Origin of the sequence: Bifidobacterium dentium JCM 1195 = DSM 20436, from assembly GCF_001042595.1 — a bacterium.
Lineage (GTDB): Bacteria > Actinomycetota > Actinomycetes > Actinomycetales > Bifidobacteriaceae > Bifidobacterium > Bifidobacterium dentium.
In genome coordinates, this window is sequence record NZ_AP012326.1 from 563,690 (window position 1) to 588,172 (window position 24,483).

The window sequence follows — 24,483 nt, forward strand, 5'->3', positions numbered from 1 at the left end:
ATTGGGCAAGTTGCAAACTTTTACCCTTTGACCAAGGAACGGAGGCTGAGATGGGCTCGGTCATCAAGAAGCGCCGCAAGCGTATGAGCAAGAAGAAGCATCGTAAACTGCTTCGCAAGACTCGCCACCAGCGCAAGTAGTCTTCAGGCGCGTACGAAGCGTTCGCAAAACAAAATCCCGCGACTCCTTTCGGAGCGCGGGATTTTTGCTATGCAAAGACTCACTTGTTGGAGTTGGTCATGACGCGCGGGCCGTTCGGATCGCCGACGATGACCTGATCGACCATGTGCAGGAACAGGCCGTGCTCCACCACACCGACGGTGGTGATGAGGTCTTCGGCCAGATCCTCCGGATGGTCGATGCGCTCGAGATGCAGATCGACCACATAGTTGTTCTCGTCGGTGCGCACCGGCTGGCCTTCGGCGTCAAGGCGCAGCACCGGCTTGTAACCACGGGATTCGAACTTCTTGATGACCTGGCCTGCGCCGAACGGAATCACCTCGACCGGCAGCGGGAACTTGCCGATGGTGTCGACGACCTTGGACTCGTCGACGATCCATACGATCTTGTTGGAGTTGGTGGCCACGATCTTCTCCCACAGCAGGGCGGCGCCGCCGCCCTTGATGCCGTTGAAGTCCTTGTCGACCTCGTCGGCGCCGTCGATGGTCACGTCGATATGGTCGACGTCATCGATGTCAACGATCTTGATGCCGTAGCCTTCGGCCTGCTCCTGGGTGCGGCGGGAGGTGGTGACGCCCGTGAACTCGAGACCCTCCTCCTTGACGCGACGACCGAGCTCGTCGACCAGGAAACGTACGGTCGAGCCGGTGCCCAGGCCTGCGATCATGCCGCTCTGAATCAACTTGGCAGCCTCGATGCCGGCCGCCTTCTTCAGTGCATCCTGCTGTGCCTTGTCCATAATGCTCCTTCGATATGGGATTAAGACCGGTTCCATACTATCGGATGCGCTGATTTTTGGCGGCTTGAGCCATGTCATGGGCGCCACGTTCGGCATGCGGACGGCAACGAAAAAGTTTTCACATAGTGTTTCACGGTGTATTAGGCGTGCTTCACCGCGAACGGGGCCTCATCCAGTACCAGCGTGCCATCACCCATCACATAGCCTTCCACGGCGATATAGCCACGAATCAGGCGTGGCTTGCCGTCAAACGTCGGACTGGACTCCGGCGGGGGAGTGAACCGTACCGTACCCGACACCGCAAGTCCTGACGGGCTGGGCCGATGTGGCAGTTTCGGCAGATTCCGATCCGCCGGGCCGCTGGAAGTATCCGCATCGTCCGCCTTCGGTGACTGCGACACGGTTTGCGTGCCATCGTCCGCCGTGCCACCGTCCGTCATGCCGTCGGCGGTATGCTGCAAAACCGTTGTCGCCGCGATGTCATCATCCTTCGCAGCGGGGGTCTCATCGTCGTCCTTGGGGAAACAATCCGGCCTGACCAGCAACTCGGCAAGCGATTTGCGGGGTGCATCGGTGGCCTCCGTGGTCTCGAGCGGCCGTGTCGGTTCCTCGATCGCCAGTGTTTCGGTGGGTTCCTCAACCGGTTCGGGGGCCGGATAGCCTTCCGGTTCGACCAGCATGTCGGCAATCGATTTCGCGGATTTGCGAGGAAGGGGCGTCGTGCCGCTTTCGCCCCGGCCGAGGTGATACTCCTTCGTGCCGATTGCGCCGTCAAGCAGCATCCTGGCATCCTCCGGAACATCGGTGCCTTGCGAATACTCGGAGGCCAGCAATGACTGCCAACCCTCCAATGGCAGGTATCCTTTACGAACCTTCGAACGGCAATCATCCGCGTAGGTGCGTGCCAGCTCATCGACCTTCTCGTTGCCGGCGTTGCCGGCATGACCTTTGACCCACACGAACTTCACCGGGCCGGGACGTTGGGAAATCTCCGCGTCGATCGCCTTGATCAGCGCCGCGTTCTTCACCGGCTTCTTCTGCGAATTCTTCCAACCGTTCTTCTTCCAGCCGTGCACCCACTTGGTGGAACAGTTGATGGCATACTGCGAATCCGTTTCGATCACCAACGGTTCGGAACCCGGATGCGCGCGCAACGCCTCCAGTACGGCGCACAGTTCACCAATCTGGTTGGTGCCGTTCGTGGCGCCGCCGGCATCGCAGTCTCCGGCATGGTCATGGCCGGGAGTGCCGCCCGCATTCAGGTCGTGATCGGCCCAGCCCCAACCCATCGGGCCGTTCGGGTTGCCAAGTGCGGAACCGTCAGTAGAAACCGTAATCGTCATGCCTCTACCCTACGGAGGCCGCGCGACTCGTATCGGTTCAGACCTTGTCGAGGCACAACATGACCGACGCCTTGAACATCTCGCCATCGTATTCGAATGCCACCGTGCCGCCGTACCGTTCGGCCGTCTCCCTCACCGTCATGGTGCCCAGGCCGTTGCCGCCATGCTTGCTCGAGGCGAAGTCGCCATCGACCTGCGTGACGGAGGAATCGTATGAATTGTCGACGACGATGAACAGCGAGGCCGGAGGTCCGTCGTTGTAACGAATGCGTACGCGCAGCTTCTTATCGCCGTCGCTCTGGATCATGATCGCCTCGACGGCATTCTCCAGAAGGTTGCCGACCAGCGAGCACAGTTCCGCGTTGTTGATGCTGATGTATGACGGCACCGCGGCCTTGACGTCGACGTCGGCGCCTTTGTGACGGGCCCAATCGCAGTAGTAGACCAGCACCGCATTCAACGAGGCGTGCTCGCAGTACTGCATGGGATGTTCGGGGGCAAGCAGCCGGTGTTTGGCCATCTGCTCAAGGTAGTCGCGGATGCCGTCCACGTCGTTGGCCGCGGCGAGCGTCTGCAGGGTCTGAATATGGTGTCTTGTATTGTGCCGGATCTGTCTCGCTTCGCGGATGCGTTCGTTCATATGCTGCAGCTGTAGGGTCTGCATCGCCGCATAATGCTCCCGCTTGGTCGCCTCGAGCAACCGTTCGGACTGCCTGATCATATACCAGATCAGCAGATAGGCCAATGCCATGAAGCAGGAGTAGGCGATGGCGATGGTGAAGGCAAGTGCCCGTACGTGCTCTTTCATGACCGAATCGTTGTCGGCGGGCAGGCACCAGACCACGATTGCCGTTGAAATGAACGGGAACAGCCAGATGAGCTGCCAGAAGGACGGACTGATGGCGGGACTGTTGAGCGTGGATGGGATGGAGTCGCGCAATGGATGCCATAGGCACAGCGGCGCGAGGATGTCGAGTATGAGCTGATTGATGAATCCCGGCCAGCCGACGCGCAGGTTCACCGACTGCTCGCCAAGCACGGCCACGTCCATGACCAGCGACAGATAGTAGATGATCGCCACCACGTAGGCGGCGGTGCTGCATAGGAGCATCACCTTGGAGACGGTCAGGTTCGTCACCTTGCTGAACACCAGTACCGCGACGATGCCGGTCGGAAACACCGTCCATAGCGTTGGAATCCGGAACATGCCGCATATGAAACCGGACAGTATGAACCATATCGTGCCAGCCGCCAGAATGATGCCGCCGGTGAGTTTCGGATTCTCCATGCGGTTCCACATGGCCATCAGGCACAGTATGAGGCCCATCAGTGCGTTGATCTGTTCGCCGATGGCGAAGAACATATCGGAAGGTGCCGTGGCGGCGACCAGTTCGATCAGATTCATCACTGCTCCGATCTCATGCGGGTGAACGTGTATTCCGCGTATTTGCGGCAGGTGGTGGTCACCGCGGTTTTGGTGATGGGAATGCGCTTGCCGCCCTTCATCACGAATTCGGCGTTGCTGATGCCGGTCACGTAGTCGAAGTTCACCAATACCCCGCGTGCGGTGCGGTAGAAGTTGTCGAAGACGGTGAGACGCCGCTCCACGTCGGAGAAGTTCGTGCGGATCTTGCTGCAGGTGCCATCGGCGAACGTGAACTCCACATAATGCGCGTTGGACAGGCAGTAGACGATGAGACGGCGATCCATGTTGATTGCGGGATTGCCGAATGCCACCTGCCAGGCCGCATCGGCGGCATGCGACGGTTTGTCCGTCGACAGATGCGTGACGCGTGGTCTTTCGCTCAGGGTTTCGTAGGCGCGATCCATGGTCGCGTCGAAATTGGCGCGGCTGATCGGTTTCAATATATAGCCTGTCGCCTGCACCTCATAGCCGAGCACGGCGAAGTCACTGCTGGATGTGATGAAGACGATGGGGCAGTCATCGCGTTGCCGTCGCAGGAAGCGTGCGATGTCCAGGCCGGTCGGTGCCGTCGCGTCGGTTTCGTCGTCGGTCAGGTAACAGTCGAGCAGCACCAGGTCGAAACGGTTGGATTTCCAGCTCTCGATGAAATCGTCGGTGCCGGTGAAGGTGCCGCAGTCAATGTCAAGATCGTGCTTGTCCCGAAAATAGGCGGTGCACATGGTCTTTACCAGCTGTCGTTCGGCAGGATGGTCCTCGACGATTGCGACGCGCATCATGTACCTCCCTTGGCAATGAGACCGAATCCCGGGTTTGTGTTCAAGCGTAACCGTCTCGGGTGATGTTAGGGGACCGCTTCGGGTGTGTGTCATGCCAGAAGACGGTGTTTCGTGCCAGAGGTTCCACGCATGAACAAGCCCGTCGGAGGATTTCCGGCGGGCTTGTTCGCAGTGTGGATCCCTATGATTACTTGGATCTATCGGTTAATCAATCGGCCAGTGCCTTGTCGACGACCTCGGTGGCCTCGGCGAGCACCTTGTCGAGCGCCTCGGGGGATTCGAAGGATTCGGCGTACACCTTGTAGATGTTCTCGGTGCCGGACGGGCGAGCGGCGAACCAATTGTTCTTGGTGGTGACCTTCAGGCCGCCGATCTTGGCATGGTTGCCCGGAGCTTCGGTGAGCTTGGCGGTGATGTCTTCACCGGCCAGCTGGGTGGCTTCGACGTCGTCGCCGGAAAGCTTGCCGAACTTGATCTTCTGCTCAAGGGTGGTCGGCGTGTCGACGCGCTTGTACCAGCTTTCGCCGAAGCGCTCAACCTGCTCCTGATGCAGCTGTGCCGGGTTCTTGCCGGTCTTGGCGGTGATCTCCGCGGCCAGCAGGTCCGGAATCAGGCCGTCCTTGTCGGTGGTCCACACACGGCCGTCCTTGCGCAGGAAGGACATGCCGGAGCTTTCCTCGCCGCCGAAAGCGACCTCGCCCTTGAACAGCGGATCCACGAACCACTTGAAGCCGACCGGAACCTCAACGAGCTTGGCGTTGATGGAAGCGGCGACGCGGTCGATCAGGGAGGAGGAGACCAGGGTCTTGCCGATGCCGGCGCCCTCCGGCCAACCCGGGCGGTTGCCGCCGAACAGGTACTCCACGCATACGGCGATGTAGTGGTTCGGGTTCATGACGCCCCAATTCGGGCACACGATGCCATGGCGGTCGGCGTCCGGATCGGTGCCGCCGACCAGATCGTACTTGTCCCATGCGCCGTTGTTCAGCGAATCGACCAAGCCCTTCATGGCATATGGCGAGCTCGGATCCATGCGGATCTTGCCGTCGTGATCGATGGTCATGAAGCTCCAGGTCGGATCGACCTGCGGGCGCACCACGTCGATGGTCAGGTTGAACTTCTCATTCATCAGCGGCCAATAGTTGACCGAGGCGCCGCCAAGCGGGTCGATGCCCAGGCGCACGCCGGAGGAACGAATCACGTCGAAGTCGATGACGTTCTCCAGATCGGAGACATAGTGGTCGCGATAGTCGAAACGCTCGACCAGATCGGACTTGACGGCCTGATCGAACGGCACGCGTTTGACGTTGCGGAAATCGCCGAGCAGTTCGTTGGCACGATCGGCGATGGCATTGGTCACGTCGGACGGAGCCGGGCCGCCGGTGACCGGATCATACTTGAAACCGCCGTCGGTCGGCGGATTGTGGGACGGGGTCACGACGATGCCGTCGGCCAGGCCCTCGCCGGTGAAGCGCTGGGTGCCGTCGGCGGCGCGGTTGTGCGTCAGGATGGCCTGGGACACGACCGGGGTCGGCGTGAAGTCGTCGCGTGAATCGATGCGCACGGTCACGCCATTGGCGACGAGCACTTCGATGGCGGTCTTCCAGGCGGGCTCGGACAGGGCGTGGGTGTCGCGGCCGATGTACAGCGGACCGGTGACGCCGGCCTTCTTGCGGTATTCGGCGATGGCCTGCGTGATGGCGACGATGTGGGCCTCGTTGAACGAGGTCTTCAGAGACGAACCGCGGTGACCGGAGGTGCCGAAGGAGACACGCTGTTCCGGAACGCTGGGATCGGGGACGACGTCATAGTACTTGCCGATGACCTCGTCGACGTTGATCAGATCTTCTGGGGTGGCGGGCATTCCCGCATTATTTGCAACCATAGCCCCATTCTGCCACGCTTTGGGGCGATGCGCGCGTAAGCGCCATATTGTGTTCAACGGATTATGGCGAAGGATTCACGTTGCAGGCTTCGCTGCGGGATGATTTGCATGCGATGGGGGAATGGTGTATCGTGCTTAGCGATTCGACTAATGCAGGGTTGCTAGTCAACTGAGAGACGCAAGACCTGAGGTATGGCATGCTTTGCTGTATCTCGGGTCTTTTTTGTTGCTTTCGAGCAGCGTTGCATGAGTCGGGACGGTTGTATCCGAGAAGGAAAGGAAAGCAATCAGGATGGCTGACTCACTCGCATCGCAGATCATCGCCGCCATCGGTGGTCCTGAAAACATCCGCAGTCTGACGCACTGCGCCACGCGACTGCGTTTCGAACTGGTCGACGCAGGCAAGGTCGACCAGAACGCCCTTGAACACATGAAGGGCGTGCTGGGTGCGGTTCCGCAGAGCGGCGACCGCTTCCAAGTGGTGATCGGCGGTGCCGTGGCCACTGTATACGAAGACATCATGCATCTGCCTGAAATGGCCAATGCAGGCGGTGCCGTGGCTTCCGGCAATGCCGCAGGTGATGGCGGCAAGCCGATGAGCAACGCCGAGGTGAAAGCGGCGGCCCGTTCCAAGGCGCGCGGCAAGGTGGCATGGCTCGATTCCTTCTTCGAATACCTGTCAGACTCCTTCCGCCCGATTCTGGGCGTGCTGCTCGGCGCCTCCATCATCATCGCGCTGGTGAACCTGCTGATCTCCCTCGGCGTGATCCCGAACGATGAAGCATCCGCAGGCTGGGTGTTCGTCAAGGCCATCTGGAAGGGCGTGTTCTACTTCCTGCCGATCATGGTCGCCTACAACGCCTCCAAAAAGCTCAAGGTCGACCCGTGGCTGGGCGGCTCCATCATGGCGATGCTCATGACCCCGCAGTTCATAAGCCTGATGAACACCAAGACCTTCGGCTCCACCGTGTGCGTGGAGAATTCGGCTCTCGGCACCACCTCCTGCACCGCCAACATCTTCGGCCTGCCGATGCAGCTGAGTGACTACAGTGGCAACGTATTTGTGCCGTTGCTCATGGCCGCGGTGCTCGCCCTCGTGTACCACGGACTGAAGAGGATCATTCCGGACAGCGTACAGCTCGTGTTCGTGCCGTTCTTCTCCATGATCATCGTGGGTGCGCTCACCGCATTCATCATCGGTCCGATCGGCGTATGGGCCGGCAACGCCCTCGGCATCGGCCTGGCATGGCTCAACAACTACGCTCTGTTCGTCTTCGCCGTCCTGATTCCGCTGCTGTATCCGTTCCTGGTGCCGCTCGGCCTGCACTGGCCGCTCAACGCCCTGATGCTCATGAACATTCAGACCCTCCGCTACGACTTCATCCAAGGCCCGATGGGCGTGTGGAACTTCGCCTGCTTCGGCGCCACCGCCGGCGTGCTGTTCCTGTCCATCCGCGACAAGGACAAGGACATGCGCGCAACTTCGCTGGGCGCTCTGGCGGCCGGCCTGCTCGGCGGCGTTTCCGAACCGTCCCTGTATGGCATCCATCTGCGTTACAAGCTGGTCTACAAGCGTATGCTGATCGGCTGCGGTCTCGGCGGCATCGTCATCGCCGTGCTCAGCTGGTTCTTCCCGTCCGTCACCGCCTCCGGCCAGGTCGTGCATGGCGTGACCACCACCGCGTTCGCCTTCACTTCCCTGCTGACCATCCCGGTCTTCAACCAGATGTGGGTGTATGCGGTTTCCATCGCCGTGGCCTTCCTGACCTCCTTCATCCTGATCATCACCCTTAATTACCGCACCCCGGAGCAGAAGGCCGAAGTGCTGGCCCGAGCCGCCGCGGAATCCAAGGTCGAGTCCGCTCCGGCCGCAGCCGCGCCGAAGGGCACCCCGGCAGCCATCAAGGTGGCCGAGGCGACCGCCGACGCCGAAGCGGGTTCCGACGAAGCCGCCGCGGCGATCGCACAGGCTTCCGCCGACACGGTCAACGCGCCGATCGCAGGCCACGTCATCACGCTGGACGATACCGGCGATCCGGTGTTCGCCTCCCGCGCGCTCGGTGAAGGCGTCGGCATCGAGCCGACCGCCAGCACCGTGGTGGCCCCGGTCTCCGGCGTGCTGCAGACCGTTGCGGAAACCGGTCACGCCTTTGGCATCAAGACCGATGACGGCATCGAGGTGCTCGTGCACGTCGGCATCGATACCGTGAAGATGAACGGCGAAGGCTTTGCCGTGGCCGTCAAGGCGAACCAGCATGTGCATGCCGGCGACCTGCTCGTCACCGTTGATTTTGATAAGGTTAAGGAAGCTGGGTACAGCACCACCACGCTGATGACGGTGCTCAACACCGTTGCATTCGCCTCCGTTACGCCGAAGACGGGCATCGACGTCGAAGCCGGCGATGCGGTGATCGACATCCAGCGCTGACCTTGCAGTCACTGTAGGAAAGGGTCGATGTGGACGTTCTTCGTGTATTCAACAACAATGTCGTGCTGGCCAAGGATGGCGACCGTGAGGTGATTCTCACCGGTCGTGGCATAGGCTTCCAAGCCAAACCGGGCCAACATGTCGACGATGCGAAGATCGTCCGCCGATTCGTTCCTGCGGACGGCCGGGATCCCGACCATATGGCCGAACTGTTGGCCGGGATCCCGCCGGAGATCATTCGACTGGTTACCGATGCCATGTCCCGTACCGGGCTTGCCGAGCAGATCGAGGCGCAGCCCACACTGGTCATGGCACTGGCCGACCATATCTGCGGCGCGATCCAGCGGTCGCAGAAAGGGCAGACCATCGAATACCCGCTCGAGGCGGAAGTGCGTTCGCTGTATGCGGGCGAATACGCCAAAGGTGAGGCGCTGGTCAACGCCATGAACGATTATCTGGGTGGGGCGTTGCCAGAAGGCGAGGCCGTGGCGCTTGCCCTGCATCTGGTCAATGCCGGCTTCTCCACCGGAGATCTGTCGAACACCTACACCATGACCGGCGTGATTCAGCAGATGCTGTCGGTCATCGAAAACACCTACGACGTGACGCTCGACCAGCACAGCGTCAATGTGGGGCGCTTCATCACACATCTGCGGTATCTGTTCGTCCGTATCTACCAGCATCAGCAGCTCAGCGACGAGCCGCAGCCAATCGTCGATACCATCATGGCATCATATCCGCAGGCGACCGCCTGTGCGAGGCAACTCGCCATCGTGGTAGGCATGCGGTTGAACGCGACGCTGACGGAAGCGGAAATCGCCTATCTGGCGCTTCACATTTCCCGCGTCACAGCCGATGCGGCCAAGGAATCGTCATCCGAGGAGACGACTTCCGGCACGCGTACGCATAGCGCCTGACGTTCCACGCTGAACCGGATATGCTTCGTCTCAGGAAGCATATCGCCGTCGACCTGCGCCAAAACGGGCTTTTCCAATGTGATTTCGGCGCTTACGCCCTGAATCTGGTCCACCGTGGAATTCGTGGACAGCGGACTCTGCTGTGCCTTGCCGGTGATCGTCTGGTGCAGTACGTCGCCGAACAGGTTGGCCCAGCCCAGAATGCCGCCGGAGGTGTCGATGATCTCGTAATCGAGGATGCCATCGTCGTAGACGGCGTCCGGCATCAGCGAGAACATGGGAATCTGGCCGCAATTGCCCGCCATGAACGTGCGGAAGGACAGGCCGCGCGTGGTATGCGTGCTGCCGTCCTCGCTGGTGATGGTCACGTCGCCATGGTATTTCGGCGCGAACAGGTTCTTGACACCCGACACGAAATACGCCAGCCAGCTGATGTTCTTCTTGAGTTCAGGATCGGTGTCGTCGATCATCAGGGCATCGAAGCCGATGCCCGCGATGATCAGGAACGCGTGGCCATGATCGGTGGTTTCGTCATCGAGCAGGGTGAGACGGCCGACGTCCACTTGGCGGGAGCCATGCGAGGTGGCCACGGTCAGGGCGGCGTCGATGTCATCCACGGGAATGCCCATATTGCGCGCGAACAGGTTGCCGGTACCGATCGGCACGATGCCCAATGCATGGCCGGTACCCGACAATGCACTCGCCACCGTACGCACCGTACCGTCGCCTCCGACGGCCACTACCACGTCGGCACCGCGATTCAAGGCCTCGAGTGCGCAGACACGGCCGTCCTTGTCGAGCTGCGTGTCGATGAAGTCCACCTGCGTAAGGCCTTTCGCCTCGCAGAATTCCCTGATATGCCGCTTGCGCTGGTCGGCCTGCGGCTTCGAAGGGTTGATGACGAATACGTAATGCACTTGGTCGTCGCTGCGCTGGTCAAGCTGACGCGCCAACTTGTGATGTCTGTACGCGCGCACGCCGAAGAAGGCGGCGCCGCACACTGCGGCCACGCCGATGACGATGAGCAACGAGATGATAACGGGCATAGGCATGTCTCCCATTGTCACCGAAAATAGGTCGAAAATGTGAATTCGACGCGACAAAATCGACGAAAACTGCACGTTGCACGCAAAAACGGATGGTACATGTTCACTGTCGGCTTGCGGCACTAGTCTTAAAGGCATGCTTGATATCCAATTCATTCGTGAACATGCTGACGTTGTCAAGGAATCCCAGCGTAAGCGTGGCGAATCGGTCGAACTTGTCGACGAGGTGCTACGCTCCGACGAGGTTCGCCGCTCCTCTCTGAAGGAATTCGAAGCTGCCCGCGCGCAGCAGAAGGAGATCGGCAAGAAGGTCGCCGCGGCCCCGGCCGACGAGAAGGCCAAGCTGATCGCCGAAACCAAGGAACTGTCCCAGAAGGTCTCCGAGTACAAGGCCGCCGCCGATGCCGCAGCCGAAGAGTATACGACCGCCATGTGGAAGCTGTCCAACATCGTCGAGCCGGAGGCTCCGGAAGGCGGCGAGGACGACTACGTGGTCGTCAAGAAGGTCGGCCAGATCCGCGATTTCGCGGCGGAAGGCTTCGAACCGAAGGATCATCTGACCCTCGGCCGTGGCGTTGCCGGCATCGATATGGAGCGCGGCGTGAAGGTCGGTGGCTCCCGTTTCTACTTCCTGCGCGGCCAGGTGGCACGCATGCAGATCGCCATGCTGACCATGGCCGTCGACCAGGCCGAGGAGCACGGTTTCACCTTGGCCATCACCCCGACGCTGGTGCGCCCGGAAGTGATGCGCGGCACCGGCTTCCTCAACTCTCATGCGGACGAGATCTACCGTCTGCGCGAGCCCGACGAGCAGTATCTGGTCGGTACCTCCGAGGTGGCGCTCGCCGGCATGCATGAGAATGAGATCCTCGATCTGTCCGACGGCCCGCTGCGCTACTGCGGTTGGAGCTCCTGCTATCGCCGTGAAGCCGGTGCCGCTGGCAAGGACACCTCCGGCATCATCCGCGTGCACCAGTTCGACAAGGTCGAAATGTTCGTCTACACCAAGCAGGAAGACTCCTACAAAGAGCATGAACACCTGCTGGCCATGGAGCAGGAGATGCTCGGCAAGGTCGAGGTGCCGTACCGCATCATCGACACCGCCGCCGGCGACCTCGGCTCCTCCGCGGCCCGCAAGTTCGACTGTGAGGCCTGGGTGCCGACCCAAGGCCGCTACCGCGAGCTCACCTCCACCTCCAACTGCACCGAGTACCAGGCCCGTCGCCTGAATATCCGTGAGCGTATGGAGGACGGCAACACCCGTGCCGTCTCCACGCTGAACGGAACGCTTGCCACCACTCGCTGGCTGGTCGCCATTCTCGAGAATCACCAGCAGAAGGACGGCTCCATCGTCATCCCGCAGGCCATGCGTGCCTACATGGGCGGCAAGGAAGTCATCGAACCGACCAAGTGGGAGGCCTGATTTCAGGCATTGCTGAATTTGGCATGCGATTGAGATAAAAACGGCGTCAGCGTGGTGCTGGCGTCGTTTTTTGATTCACAATTCGGTGTTTCGCTACGGATCTTGGCTGGGAATCCTCTTTTTCCGTTTTTGGATGGACGAATCGAGATTGTCGTCTCACGACGCTGTTTATGTGTGTGCGATGCTGAAGATTTCCGAATGCTGTGCTATATTGACGTTTCGTGCATTGCACATTGGACAGATGTCTGAGCGGTCTAAAGAGACGGTCTTGAAAACCGTTGAAGGGCAACCTTCCGCGAGTTCGAATCTCGCTCTGTCCGCCTTTGGGCTTATTGGATTTTTCAGTAAGCCCTTTTTCTTTTTGAAGGTGGTTGATTCCTGACCTTATTGAGGGAAACAAGGGAACTCTTACGATTCCTGCAGGGACCGTTCCTGCAGGAAGATATTCGGCGGTGGTGAGTTTCTCCAACGACGCGTTCATCGGAAACCATGACTACAATCCTCAGATTGTGGATTTGGGATTGCAGATCCGCGCAGGTAACGACGAAGGCGAGGAGCTTTCGAGGGATGCATTCAGATACACGTATTCAGATACCAATTTTCTTGATAGAACTTTGAGTGTTACGACGGATGGCGGTGCTCTTGTGTTCGGCAACTGGGATTCCCCGGGATTGGGCCAGGGTGCGGTATCGTGGGGTGTCGCGCCAAATATCGACAAGATCGTGTTCTATCCCATTGTGGCTGGGGAGGTTGTCGGACGCTCTCTTGGATGATGGGCGATTTAAGAACGTCGTAGTTTTGTGAAAACGATACCAAGGCATTCCCGGTTCGGTCTAGAGGTCGGACTGGGAACGCCTTCTGTGGGAACTGCGTAAATCCAACGTTTGCGAAAGCGGGAAATATGTTGCTCTGATTTGACGTGAAAACGTTATCGAAGTACACTTAAGTCATCGAATAAAAAAGCTCGCATTTATTGCAAAGTTGTAGTGCGGGTGGGAATGTTGAATCAACTGTCTTGCTTGATAACGTTATCGGGTGAATATACAGAATGACCTTGCGAAGGAGCGGTCCCATGGAAAGGCAATATATGTGGGGAAACGATAGCGTGTCTCTTGCCTTCGAAGTGAATGCGGACGAGCATGTATCGCTTTCCCGCATCGTCTTTGGGATGGTGGAGAAGGTTTTTGCACAAAGGCTGCCGCTTGCGGAAATCATCCTCTCCGGTACGGGACATTGGATCGCATGTGATCGGCTGATACATACGACCATCGGCAGGGATTTGGTCCTTTTGTCGTTTGATGAGAGGACTAAGGGGGAGTCGCGATGTCTTGACGTCAAAATGAGGGATGAGCAACATGCTCTCGATGTGGTCGTGACATATGTGATTTCTCCGGGAACGTCCGTGGTCTGCGCATATGCGACGGTTATCAACAGGGGGGCGGGGCATGTGTTTCTTGAGTCGGTGACCAGTGCCGTTCTTCCTATGGGGTCGATGTCTAATGATGAGACCTGGAAGAAGGAATGGATCCTGCTTGAAGGTCATTATGATTGGCTTGGCGAGGGGCGTTGGTCCTATACGAAATGCTCGGATCTGTTCCCAGTGCTTCGTCAGGAGCTTACGAATCATAATCCGCGCAGTGAGCATGCTGTCGTTTCCACGGGAACATGGTCTACGGGCGGATCGGTGCCGATGGCGTTCTTGGAGAGCCGGGAGACGGGCAATGTGTGGGCTTTCCAGGTTGAGCATAATGGCGCATGGCGTTGGGAAATCGGCGACAACACAGTGGATGGATACTTCGCGTTGTCCGGCCCTACGAGCGTCAATCATTCATGGATGAAGGATTTGGGGGAAGGCGAGTCTTTCGCGACTGTGCCGGCGTCGTTCGTCATGGGTGGGGACATGCAGACCACCGTTGAGGAAATGACGAAATACCGGCGAATCGGAAGGTTGGTCGATGAGTCGTCCGCTGTTTCCCAAGTGATATTCAACGACTATATGAATACGATAAATGGCGACCCGACCACGGAAAAGTTGTTGCCGCTGATTTCAAGCGCGGCGCAGGTTGGTTGCGAGGTCTTCGTCATAGATTGCGGCTGGTATGACGATTCCGGCGATTGGTGGCCGAGCGTCGGAGAGTGGAAGCCGTCAAAAACCAGATTCCCGGGGCCTAGGGGAATCGGGGAAGTGATTGATGCGATTAAAGAGGCGGGAATGGTTCCCGGTCTCTGGCTGGAGCCCGAAGTCATTGGAATCAAATCACCTGTTGCGCAAGAGCTTCCTGACTCTGCGTTCTTCCAACGCAACGGGCAGCGTGTGGTTGAGCAGGAGCGGTATATCCTTGATCTGCGCGATGAGTCTGCCCGCCGATATTTGGATGGCGTTGTGGATCGACTGATCGGTGACTATGGCGTTCAGTACTTCAAAATGGATTACAACGTCTCTCCAGGGGCTGGAACCGACTACCACGCTGATTCGGTGGGGGATGGATTGCTTGGCCATAATCGAGCCTTCCTTGATTGGGTTGATGGTCTGCATCGTAGATATCCGAAATTGATTCTTGAAAATTGTTCTTCAGGTGGAATGCGTGAGGATTTTGCCCAGACGTCCAGATTCCAAGTGCAATCCACATCTGATCAGCAGGACTACCGCTTGTACCCGGTTATTGCGGCGACGGCTCCGTTGATGGTACTGCCGGAGCAGGCTGCCAGTTGGGCGTATCCGCAGGCCGAGATGGATGCGGAGCAGACGGCGTTCAATATCAATACCACGTTCTTGGGGCGTTTCTTCCTTTCCGGATACATCAATCAAATGGAAGAGTGGCAGAAGAACATTATCCAGCAAGGTATTCAGGCCTATCGAGAGCATGTGCAGCCGATGATTGGGGAGTCGGTGCCCCTCTGGCCGCTTGGGTTGCCATCGTGGGATTCTGCGGTGGTGGCGTTGGGTGTGAAGGCCTCTCGGCGGACGATAGTCACCGTGTGGGCGAGGAACGCTCCGGAAACGGTGAAGGAGGTTGCGCTCTTCTTGCCACACTTACACGGCGAGGGCGTTCAATGCCGAACGATTTTCCCGGTTGGTCCCGCTTTTGATGAATGGGATGCCAAATGGTCAGAAGCTGATTCGAGTCTTATCGTGTCCATTCCGCATGGAATGTATGCGTCAAGATCTTTCGAACTCGTTGAGAAAGGCGGTGAAACCCTTCTTTCGTAGTGAGTTCGTATGAGTGCGTTGCACGAACACAATGGATTGTAATAAAAGAGAAAAGAAAGGTGATATCAATGAAGATGTTCACAAAGGCCCACGTTGCGACGGCGGTCGCTATGGGAGCGGCCCTGTCGATGGTTCTTTCGGGATGTTCGAACCCTACGGCCGGAGATGGCAATGGTGATGTGGATACCTCCGCGAAGGATTACTGGCCGTCTGCCACACAAAAGCTTGACGGTGTGGAATTGACCATGTGGGTTGCACAGAATTCCAACAAGATTCCGGTCAAGGTCGTCAATGATTTCGAGAAGGCAACTGGGGCCAAAGTTAAGCTGGAAACGATTCCTGACCCATATGAGCAGAACATCCAGACCAAGATCACAACGGGTGACACTCCCGATCTTGCTTTCTGGCAACCCACTCAGTCCATGCTTGCTGGATTCATCGCCCAAGACAAACTACAGAAGCTGGATAACGCACCTTGGGTGGACGATTATACGGACGGCATAGCCGATGCCGGCGGCGTAGTCGATGGCACTCGTTATGCGGCACTGGTATCCACTCCGCCAGTGATGGGTGTTTTCTACAATAAGAAAGTCTTTGAGAAAGCCGGCATCACGGAGATTCCAAAAGGTTGGGATGAGTACGTGGCAGTAGCCAAAAAGATCAAGGATGCCAATATCGACGGAGTCGAATCTCCGCTGTTCGAGATGGGTGGATCTCAGTGGGGAACCCAGTACTCCGTTCAGATTCAGCTTGCCGAGGCTGCTCAGGACGGCTTGTGGGATCGTGTTAATTCCGGTAAGGAGAAGTTTACGGACAAGACGATTCAGACTGCCATCGACAACTACAAGCATCTCTTTGATGAGGGGTTGTATAACAAGAATGCCGGTTCGGCGAAGGACACCGATGAGGCTCAGGCCCTTTGGGAAGGCAAGGCAGGCATGATTGTCTGCGTGAACTCCTTGTTCAACCAGATTGCCGCGTTGGCGGACAATGACAAGGCGGCACTTGATGAGAACATAGGTTTCTTCCCGTTGTCTGCCAAGGGCAACATCGGAACGGTCATTCCGGAACAGAATAACTCGGTGGTCGCATTCAAGACGAGTGATTCCAAGAAGGAAGCCGCCGCACGACAGTTCATCAATTATTGGATGACTGAGGATTATGAAACGTTCGTCAAGGATCAGGGCATTGTCTCCGTTATTAAAAACGTGGACACGCCTGACAATGTGCCGCAGGCATTGCTTGACTCGGCAGATTCCATCAAGGATTCCGTCGGTTCCATGCAATCCTTGGCCGTGGCGAATCCGGATCTCTATATCAACTTGGCCGATATGATCAATGGCACCAAGTCCGCAACCGATGTAGCGAAAGCGACTCAGGATCAATTTGCTCAACTTGCAAAGGCGCAAGGGATCAAGGGGTTCTGAAAGAAATCCAAGTAATTACGGTGGGGCACCGCAAATCTGGTGCCCCACACCCATCAGCCACAATCGATAGGGGAAGAACAATGTCAGCACAAGCAGTGGCACGTGCGGTGCCCAGACCAGAGAAGAAGAAAAGAAACAAGAGTCAAAAGGTGCTTATGCGGCAGAACTATCCAGTTCGTTATCTCATTCCGGCTTATGTGATGCTACTCATCTTCTTCTTTGTTCCGACTATTCTCAACCTTATTTACGCCTTCACGAATTGGTCTGCTTATTCCAAGACGATATCGTTCGTAGGTCTTTCCAATTTCGTAGATCTCTTCAGGTCGGGAAATCTGCTGCGTGACCTCCGTATTACACTAATCTATGCTTTGCTGGTCGCGATCTTCCAAAACACATTCGGATTAATGCTTGCGGTTTTCCTTGAGGAGGACACTAGAATCAATCGCTTCGCTAGGACTATGTTCTTCATTCCCGTCATCATGTCCGCTTTGGCGGTTGGCTATATCTGGCAGGCGGTACTCAAGTCCGATGGGGCTTTGAACCAGATTCTATCCTTCCTGCTTGGTGCGAATATCGATGTGGCGTGGCTGGGATCTACGATATGGACGATTATCGTCGTAGCCGCAATCCATGGATGGAAGTGGATGGGACTGTCAATGCTCATCTTTCTGGCTGGGCTCAAAACCATCGATTCTGACGTAATAGAGGCGGCGGCCATTGATGGAGCGACCCGTAGGCAGACCTTCTGGCGTATCAAATTTCCGCTTCTTGCACCGGCTTTCACTTTTAATGTGGCGACGTCTTTACTTGGCTCCATGAACGGTTTCGACATCGTTCAGGCAACAACGCAGGGCGGTCCTGGAAGCACTACCGAAATCATCAATATCTTCATCTGGAGAACATTCGGCCAAGGACTGTATTCGCAGTCCACGACGATGAGTCTTGTTCTGTTCATTATGGTTATGATCATCGCAGTGCCGCTCATTTGGTATCTGCGCAGAAGGGAAGCGAAAATCCTATGACATCCGCAACGTATGGCGCAGCGCCCAAGACCAATGATTCCGTCACGGTCAATAGACCTTCCAAGGGGCATGCCATCTTCCACGCCATCATGGTTTTCGTGGTGATGATAGTACTTCTCGGCATTCCTTTCTGGCTGTTGGTGGTTACAGCAGGGAAAACTCAAGCGGAAGCTGTGGTCCCTAATATGAGTCTGCCAAGTCAGTGGCATCTTCTGGAGAACTTCAAAACGGTATTGGTGGACGGTAAAATGATTGCCGCGTTCTTCGGATCCATCGTTGTTACCGTTCCGTCGGTGTTCCTCGCACTGCTGTTCGGTTCGATGGCCTCGTGGATTCTCGCGAGACGGACGACCAAGCTGCTTGCCGTTGTGTATGCGTTGGGCATCTCCGGTCTGATTCTTCCTCCGGCCGTGGTCACTGTGATGATGCTGCTGAAGATCATCGGCCTGTCCGGCACCGCAGTGGGTATGGTCGGCGTATATGTGGGCATCTACATGTCGACGGTAATTTTCTTCGTCACTGGTTTCATCCGTACCATTCCGGTGTCGCTCGAGGAAGCGGCGCGTGTGGATGGTGCTAAGCCGATACGAATCTTTTTTACCATCATTCTGCCGTTGCTCGGTCCTACTCTCGCTACCGCGACGATTTTGGTAACCCTGTACATCTGGAATGATGTGTTTTATTCGCTGTTTATCCTGTCGGGCAAGATGGATCTCCTTCCTTTGAATCTGTATAACGTGGCTAGCGCCGGCTTATATCTCAACAATTGGCATTTGATTTTCGCTTACATCATTTTGATGAGCCTCCCGCTCCTGATTATTTTCGCGCTGGCTCAGAAGAAGATCATTAGCGGCATTACAGGCGGAGCCGTGAAGTAGATTTGTGGGTGAGATATCGATACCCACCTACAAATCCGTCCAGTAGTATTTTCGGTGCTTTTCATCATTGAATTTGGAACTATATGATGAATAGGTACGGATTTTCTAGTGGGACGCGATGGCGAAAGGGGAAGTATGGCCCGGGGTGCAAGGCAGACGAAAGCAGCCTCAATCAAAGATGTTGCTGCCTTGGCGCAAGTATCGGTTCCTACGGTATCGCGCTACCTCAATGATCGGGAGCGCGTTAGCGACGAGAAATGTGAGAAAATCGCCAAAGCGATAGAAATGCTAGGGTATAGGCCGAATCCAATCGCTCGAGCCTTGGTGAAGGAGCGGACAAAATCGATTGCGGTTCTGTCTACGAATACGACGCTGTACGGCCAATCGCACTGCATTGAAGGCATTGAAGAAAGTGCAAGAGCTGCCGGGTATTCGTTGGCCATCGAGATTTTGTCGGACACCAGCCGTAGCAAGCTTAGGGCAAGTGTGCAATCAAGCTTGGATCAAAATCCTGCGGGTGTGATCCTTCTCAACTTCGATCAGGTGGGCAACGATGCGTTCGCATATCTGCCATCCGACCTCCCCACGGTACTGATTGCCGGTGGGCGGGAGAAAGAGACGGCCCAGATTTCATTGTGTGAGAGGGAAAGCGGGTATGAGCTGACTAAGTATCTTCTTTCACTGGGCCACAGAACCGTATATCACGTGGCGATTCCCGGTGATGGCGGTGATTACACGCGTCTTAGCGGATGGCGCCGAGCGTGCGAGGAGGCCGGCGTGCCGACCACTGTTCCCATTGAAGCTGGATGGAATCCCGAGAGCGGTCGTGAGATCGGGCGAAAACTCGGTGCCGATCCGGAGGTAACCGCGATTTTTGCGGGCAATGATGAGTTGGCTATGGGCATTATCCGTGGTCTGAATGATGCCGGGCGCAAAGTGCCTGAAGATGTCAGCGTTGCTGGATTCGATGACCATCCGATTGGGAGTATCTGGAATCCGGAACTTACTACGATAAGGCAGGATTTCCGTTTGGTGGGCATGAAATCCTTTGAGCTTCTTGAAGCCAAGATCAATGACCTTGTGGAGGGGAACGGACATACGGAGAACTGGAATCGTTATGTGGAGATTCCAGGTGAGCTTATTGTTCGTGAATCCACGAGGAGTGTGCGTTAACGACAACGGTGACTGAGCATCTTGAGTGAGTTGAACTTTTCAGGGTGGCAAATGAGTGCCCCCTGTTTGTGCGTATTTGATGTTGTGAATCCTGGTTCGATTGGTGGGCGTCTTCTCGGTTTGCGGATGAAATTGTCGTCACATTGGAACCCCAACCGGAACGTACCGTAAATGAGACTGTGCTGCTGCGCCGCTGATGGAAGCGGTTATGGGGTAATGCGAACAACTCCTATACCGTCGGCGTGGCCAGCGTGGCGCTGTCGGTCACGCCGACGGGATTCATTACCCCTCCTTCTTTCGGTCTTCCGCCAAAGCTTGGGTATATCGGGTCCTGTTGTGAAATCGACGAGATTCCGGCGTTCGTCACAATCGCTGTATACAATGAATTCCGCAACTTTGCCTCCCCCTCGGAAGGATGACATGACAATGCTGAGTCTTGGCTACTGCATCTTGGGCGTCATGCTCTGCATTGCCACCTTTTTTCTGGCCAAAAAACACCCCAACCGCATTTCGAACGGATTTATTCTGGAGCTGGCCGTCATTCTTCTTCTCGAAAGCCTCCTTGGTCTGATGGCAGCTCACATGGGGGCATCTCCTTGGCTGATGGGCGTAGCTTACGTCCTCGCATACATTCGTCCGGTTCTCTTCGTAATTCTGGGATTCGCCCTGTTGGTCAACGGCATCATCGGGGTGCGGCGCGAAGGTTTCTCCCTTACCAGTGCGCTTCCCTTCGCTTGGGGTATCATGTTGCTCTTTTCCGGTTACTGGTTCCTTTGGGGGCCGGGGCAGGGCATGTCGGGCTCGGAGTTTTACGTCCGCGTTATGACCTTCGTGAGCATGATGGTGAACTACATTCCTATCGCGCTCTTTGGTGTCTGGTTCTCGAACGACATCTGCTATAAGTCCGGCAAGGCTCCTGAAACCGAATACATCATTGTGCTGGGTTGTAGCATTCTCGACGACGGCACGGTCACGCCGCTGCTGCGGGGGCGCCTGGATGCGGCGATCGCGGCTTGGGAGCAAGGCGGACGTCGCGCAACAATCATCACGTCCGGCGGTCAGGGCCATGACGAGGTGATTTCCGAAAGCCGTGCCATGGCCAACTACCTGCTTTCGCAGGGCGTACCGGAAAGCAGCATTCTCTTGGAAGACAAGTCCTCAACGACCGAAGAGAATCTGAAGTTCTCGCATGCCATCATGGATGCCCGCGGTGGAGCCGCACATTGCACCATTGCCACGAGCTCCTACCACTGCCTGCGCGCCGCGATGTTCGCACGACGTCTTGGCATCAACGCAAGCTGCGTAGGCGGACACACGGCGGCCTTTTTCTATCCGGCGGCGTTCTTCCGCGAATATATCGCCCTGATTATGCGTAACCGTCCTGCCGTCATCATCTTCTTCGGGCTCGTTGTCGTTCGCTTTGCGCTCATGCTGATGGATATCGTTCCGGAAGGCGTCTTCTTCTAACCGGAGGTGGACGCATACGGGAGGACCCGTATGGGTTGGTGAGCCTGCCGAGGCAAGTGTGTTTGGCCTGCAACGTCGTGGGGAAGAGCATTGGCCTGTCCATATGGAACATCAACGACGAATCCGACAAGACGATGCCAATGCATAAGTTTCATCATCCGGCGTAGGTGACGGAGCCTTCACCGGCAAGGCAAATAGTCAATCCACGCCGTTCGTGACTCTCATCCATGTCGAGTCCCGTGGTAACGAGCCATTAATTTTCAGAGGGCTTTTCTTTACTGGCACGTAACAGTGCGGTGGTGAGTGTGACGGTCGATTCCGGCACAATCTTGGGTAATAACAACGTGAATCAAAGGTTTTTCGATAAGAGACCTTATCGTTGGTTGTTTTTCCGAAGCGTCATGAATCGAGGTCACTATGGCACAGCAGATCACCAGCCTGCTCGACGACCCGACACAGACCGTCAGCCTCGACACGTTCAGTGGGCTGACCAAAGGGTGTCCGGCACCATTCTGGTTGTTTCAGGGAGTATGCGGCGCATGGGGCATCGACCATTCCCGCGCCCAGCTCAATCTCATCACCGTCTCCGAAAACGCAACGTTCCTGCTGTTGCTTGACGGCGAGCCGCAAGGCGTGGTGCGCGTCTCACAGCCCGGCTACGTGGGCGGACCGGAGGCCGTCGCCTCGGAAATCAGTTGGCTCAACGCGTTGCATGACATCGATGGCATCAGCCTGATCAATCCGGTACCCACCGTACGCGGCACGTTCGTGACGAAAATCAACGACCTCAACGGAATCGGCTGGACGGTCATCTCGACCAAATACGTGGAAGGCACCGTGCTGGAGGATCTCGACAATCCCGCACCTTACTACGAGACCATCGGCCAGTGGGCGGCGAAGTTCCACGAACAATCCCGTAACTGGAACAAGCCATACGGCTTTACCCGTTTCAACTGGGACCTGTCGAACATGGTCGGTCCGGCCCCGCGTTGGGGACGCTGGGAAAGTGCGAATCTCACCGATGACGAGAGGGCATTGTGCGACACCGCCCTATGGAAGGCCATGGACGTGGTGATGAAAGTGCCGCGGACCAACGACACCTGGGGACTGATCCACGCCGACCTACGTCCCTCGAACGTAATCCGCGGCGACGATGGCAGACTGACGGTCATCGATTTCGACGACGCCGGTTACAGCTGGTACCTCTACGACTATGCATCCTCCTTGAGCTTCATCGAACATGAATCCTACGCGCCCGACCTCGCCAAGGCATGGGTGAAAGGCTATCAGGCGGTCGCCGGAACATTCACCGACGACGAACTGCACATCATGTCGGCATTGTCGATGATCCGCCGTCTGCAAATGCTCGGCTGGACCACCAACCATCGTGAGGACGCACTGCCTGACGGCCTGGCGGCTCAACAAGCCCCCGGCAGCGTGATGTGCGCCAAGCGGTACCTTGACGATCCGCTATGGCTGTTGCACTGAACGGCAACGCGCTCCAGGAATTTGATAACTGAATATCCAACCGAATCCAACAACCACAACTGAACGAGGAAATCAATGGCATAACTCGCCGAACAGTAAGAGAGGAAGGCGATTGCAATGACGGCATCAACCGTTTCGGGAAGCTCCATAGGCAGCGTGACCTATGTGGAAACCGACAAGGACTATTTCAAAAAACGTCAACTCAAGCGGACCGCGGGAGCATTCGGCCTATGGGCCATCGGCATCGCGGCAGTCGTTTCCGGCGACTTCTCCGGATGGAACGGCGGCATAGCGCAGGCCGGCTGGGGTGGCATGCTCGTGGCCGCCCTCGTGGTGTACCTCATGTACGTACTCATGCTCAATTCCATCAGTGAAATGGCCTCCGCCATGCCACACACCGGCGGCGCATACTCGTTCGCCCGAGCGGCCATGGGGCCATGGGGCGGCTTCTTCACCGGGCTTGCGGAAACCGTGGAATACGTGATGACCGCCGCCACCATCGTCTACTTCTCTTCGGCATACGCCGACGCGATCCTGTCCGACCTGACCGGCTACTCGCTTGACGACCACGGTTTGCGCTGGATCTGGTGGCTCGGCCTGTATGTCATCTTCGTGGTAGTCAACTGGCTCGGCGCCGAAACCTCATTCCGCTTCGCCGAAGTCGTGTCGATTGCGGCGCTCGCCATCGTAGCGCTGTTCGGCATCGGCGCGTTCGTAACGGGCAAGGCCGACTTCTCCACACTGCTCAACATCACGCCGACGGACGGCAACTCCGCATTCCTGCCGTTCGGACCGGGCGCCATCTTCTACGCCATGCCGTTCGCCATGTGGCTGTTCCTCGGCATCGAACAGCTCCCGCTGGCCGCCGAAGAGGTGCGCGAACCGGAAAAGAACATTCCGAAGTCCTCCCGCCTGTGCATCTTCACCCTAGGTCTGTCCGCACTGATCATCGTGTTCCTCAACCCGGCCGTGGTCGGATCCGAGGCGCTCGCCGGTTCCGATGAGCCTCTACTTGACGGGTATCGTGCGATTCTGCCCGGCAATCTTGCCGCGGTGCTCTCCGCCTTCGCGCTCATCGGCTTGCTCGCTTCCATCCAGGGCATCATGTTCGCTTACGGACGCAACCTGTATTCGCTGTCCCGCGCAGGCTACTATCCGGCGTTCCTGTCGCTGACCGGCAAGAAGAAAACGCCGTATTGGGGCCTGATCGTCGGCGCCATCATCGGCTTTGCCGCGCTGTTCATCATCGCCTACGGCGGTTCCGGCGCAGGTTCGGTGGTACTTAACATCGCCGTATGGGGTGCCGTGCTGGCTTACCTGCTGCAGATGGTCTCCTACGTGTTGCTCAAGAGGAACATGCCCGACATCAAGAGGCCGTTCACCAGCCGCTTCGGCGTACCGGGCGCGGTGATCGCGGGACTGCTGGCCTTCTGCATCTTCGTGGCGGTGTTGCTCAACCCTGACTACCGCCTAGCCGTCTACACCATGGTGGCCATCTACATTCTCGCCACCATCTTCTTCGCGGTCTACGGCCGCAAGCATCTGGTGCTCTCCCCGGAAGAGGAGTTCGCGGCATCCGGAGGCAAAGCCGAATACAAGACCGAGGACTGAACGGCAACACCTCATCGGATAACGGCATGCATCGCGTGGAATT

Annotated in this window: 19 protein-coding genes and 1 tRNA gene; 14 read left to right on the forward strand and 6 right to left on the reverse strand. The window is 57.3% G+C overall.

Annotated features, from left to right (window positions below; genetic code table 11):
* The first annotated feature begins 50 nt into the window (after nucleotides 1-50).
* On the forward strand, nucleotides 51-140 hold the full coding sequence (locus BBDE_RS10990) for a 30S ribosomal protein bS22 (protein ID WP_004268639.1): 90 nt from the start codon (nucleotides 51-53) through the stop codon (nucleotides 138-140).
* Nucleotides 141-220: 80 nt separating this feature from the next.
* Here the strand turns inward: BBDE_RS10990 and rpiA are convergent, their stop codons facing one another.
* The 5 genes from rpiA to pgm all read right to left on the reverse strand — a co-directional run bounded on the left by rpiA (nucleotide 221) and on the right by pgm (nucleotide 6,349).
* Complete coding sequence (gene rpiA / locus BBDE_RS02325) at nucleotides 221-919, reverse strand: ribose-5-phosphate isomerase RpiA (RefSeq protein WP_003845060.1); 699 nt, start codon at nucleotides 917-919, stop codon at nucleotides 221-223.
* A gap of 140 nt (nucleotides 920-1,059) precedes the next feature.
* Entirely contained in the window at nucleotides 1,060-2,262 is a 1,203-nt protein-coding gene (locus BBDE_RS02330; RefSeq protein ID WP_003837293.1) for a ribonuclease H family protein, read from the reverse strand.
* A gap of 37 nt (nucleotides 2,263-2,299) precedes the next feature.
* On the reverse strand, nucleotides 2,300-3,667 hold the full coding sequence (locus BBDE_RS02335; protein ID WP_003837291.1) for a sensor histidine kinase: 1,368 nt from the start codon (nucleotides 3,665-3,667) through the stop codon (nucleotides 2,300-2,302).
* A complete protein-coding gene (locus BBDE_RS02340; RefSeq protein ID WP_003837290.1) occupies nucleotides 3,667-4,464 on the reverse strand; it encodes a LytR/AlgR family response regulator transcription factor in 798 nt (265 codons plus the stop codon). Before BBDE_RS02340 ends, BBDE_RS02335 begins: the two co-directional genes overlap by 1 nt.
* 208 nt (nucleotides 4,465-4,672) lie before the next feature.
* On the reverse strand, nucleotides 4,673-6,349 hold the full coding sequence (gene pgm / locus BBDE_RS02345; RefSeq protein ID WP_003837289.1) for a phosphoglucomutase (alpha-D-glucose-1,6-bisphosphate-dependent): 1,677 nt from the start codon (nucleotides 6,347-6,349) through the stop codon (nucleotides 4,673-4,675).
* A gap of 292 nt (nucleotides 6,350-6,641) precedes the next feature.
* Between pgm and BBDE_RS02350 the strand changes: the two genes are divergently transcribed.
* Both BBDE_RS02350 and BBDE_RS02355 read left to right on the forward strand, forming a co-directional pair.
* On the forward strand, nucleotides 6,642-8,777 hold the full coding sequence (locus BBDE_RS02350) for a glucose PTS transporter subunit IIA (protein WP_012901887.1): 2,136 nt from the start codon (nucleotides 6,642-6,644) through the stop codon (nucleotides 8,775-8,777).
* A 29-nt stretch (nucleotides 8,778-8,806) separates the two neighbouring features.
* Nucleotides 8,807-9,694: a PRD domain-containing protein gene (locus BBDE_RS02355; protein ID WP_003837286.1), complete on the forward strand. Its 888-nt coding sequence runs from the start codon at nucleotides 8,807-8,809 to the stop codon at nucleotides 9,692-9,694.
* Here the strand turns inward: BBDE_RS02355 and BBDE_RS02360 are convergent.
* The gene (locus BBDE_RS02360) at nucleotides 9,610-10,746 is read right to left on the reverse strand and encodes a diacylglycerol/lipid kinase family protein (RefSeq protein WP_187116104.1); all 1,137 of its coding nucleotides are present in this window, start codon (nucleotides 10,744-10,746) and stop codon (nucleotides 9,610-9,612) included. The two genes, BBDE_RS02355 and BBDE_RS02360, sit on opposite strands and share 85 nt — an antisense overlap.
* A 130-nt stretch (nucleotides 10,747-10,876) precedes the next feature.
* Between BBDE_RS02360 and serS the strand changes: the two genes are divergently transcribed.
* The 11 genes from serS (at nucleotide 10,877) to BBDE_RS02415 (ending at nucleotide 24,440) form a co-directional block, all read left to right on the forward strand.
* Complete coding sequence (gene serS, locus BBDE_RS02365) at nucleotides 10,877-12,163, forward strand: serine--tRNA ligase (RefSeq protein ID WP_003837283.1); 1,287 nt, start codon at nucleotides 10,877-10,879, stop codon at nucleotides 12,161-12,163.
* Nucleotides 12,164-12,398: 235 nt separating this feature from the next.
* Nucleotides 12,399-12,483 (forward strand) — tRNA-Ser (locus BBDE_RS02370).
* 135 nt (nucleotides 12,484-12,618) lie between these two features.
* Nucleotides 12,619-12,936, forward strand: coding sequence for a hypothetical protein (locus BBDE_RS02375; protein WP_228369742.1), 318 nt, complete (start codon nucleotides 12,619-12,621; stop codon nucleotides 12,934-12,936).
* A 299-nt stretch (nucleotides 12,937-13,235) separates the two neighbouring features.
* Nucleotides 13,236-15,374: an alpha-galactosidase gene (locus BBDE_RS02380; RefSeq protein WP_003837279.1), complete on the forward strand. Its 2,139-nt coding sequence runs from the start codon at nucleotides 13,236-13,238 to the stop codon at nucleotides 15,372-15,374.
* 68 nt (nucleotides 15,375-15,442) lie between these two features.
* On the forward strand, nucleotides 15,443-16,801 hold the full coding sequence (locus tag BBDE_RS02385; protein ID WP_003837278.1) for an ABC transporter substrate-binding protein: 1,359 nt from the start codon (nucleotides 15,443-15,445) through the stop codon (nucleotides 16,799-16,801).
* Nucleotides 16,802-16,881: 80 nt separating this feature from the next.
* Nucleotides 16,882-17,823 carry a carbohydrate ABC transporter permease gene (locus BBDE_RS02390; protein WP_003837276.1) on the forward strand — a complete coding sequence of 314 codons (942 nt, stop codon included), beginning with the start codon at nucleotides 16,882-16,884 and terminating at the stop codon, nucleotides 17,821-17,823.
* Nucleotides 17,820-18,701, forward strand: coding sequence for a carbohydrate ABC transporter permease (locus tag BBDE_RS02395; protein WP_003837275.1), 882 nt, complete (start codon nucleotides 17,820-17,822; stop codon nucleotides 18,699-18,701). Before BBDE_RS02390 ends, BBDE_RS02395 begins: the two co-directional genes overlap by 4 nt.
* A gap of 135 nt (nucleotides 18,702-18,836) precedes the next feature.
* Complete coding sequence (locus BBDE_RS02400) at nucleotides 18,837-19,874, forward strand: LacI family DNA-binding transcriptional regulator (RefSeq protein ID WP_003837274.1); 1,038 nt, start codon at nucleotides 18,837-18,839, stop codon at nucleotides 19,872-19,874.
* Between the two features lie 420 nt (nucleotides 19,875-20,294).
* On the forward strand, nucleotides 20,295-21,341 hold the full coding sequence (locus BBDE_RS02405; protein WP_003837272.1) for a YdcF family protein: 1,047 nt from the start codon (nucleotides 20,295-20,297) through the stop codon (nucleotides 21,339-21,341).
* A gap of 417 nt (nucleotides 21,342-21,758) precedes the next feature.
* Nucleotides 21,759-22,829 carry a phosphotransferase enzyme family protein gene (locus tag BBDE_RS02410; RefSeq protein ID WP_003837271.1) on the forward strand — a complete coding sequence of 357 codons (1,071 nt, stop codon included), beginning with the start codon at nucleotides 21,759-21,761 and terminating at the stop codon, nucleotides 22,827-22,829.
* Between the two features lie 117 nt (nucleotides 22,830-22,946).
* Nucleotides 22,947-24,440, forward strand: coding sequence for an amino acid permease (locus BBDE_RS02415; RefSeq protein ID WP_003837270.1), 1,494 nt, complete (start codon nucleotides 22,947-22,949; stop codon nucleotides 24,438-24,440).
* Nucleotides 24,441-24,483 lie beyond the last annotated feature (43 nt).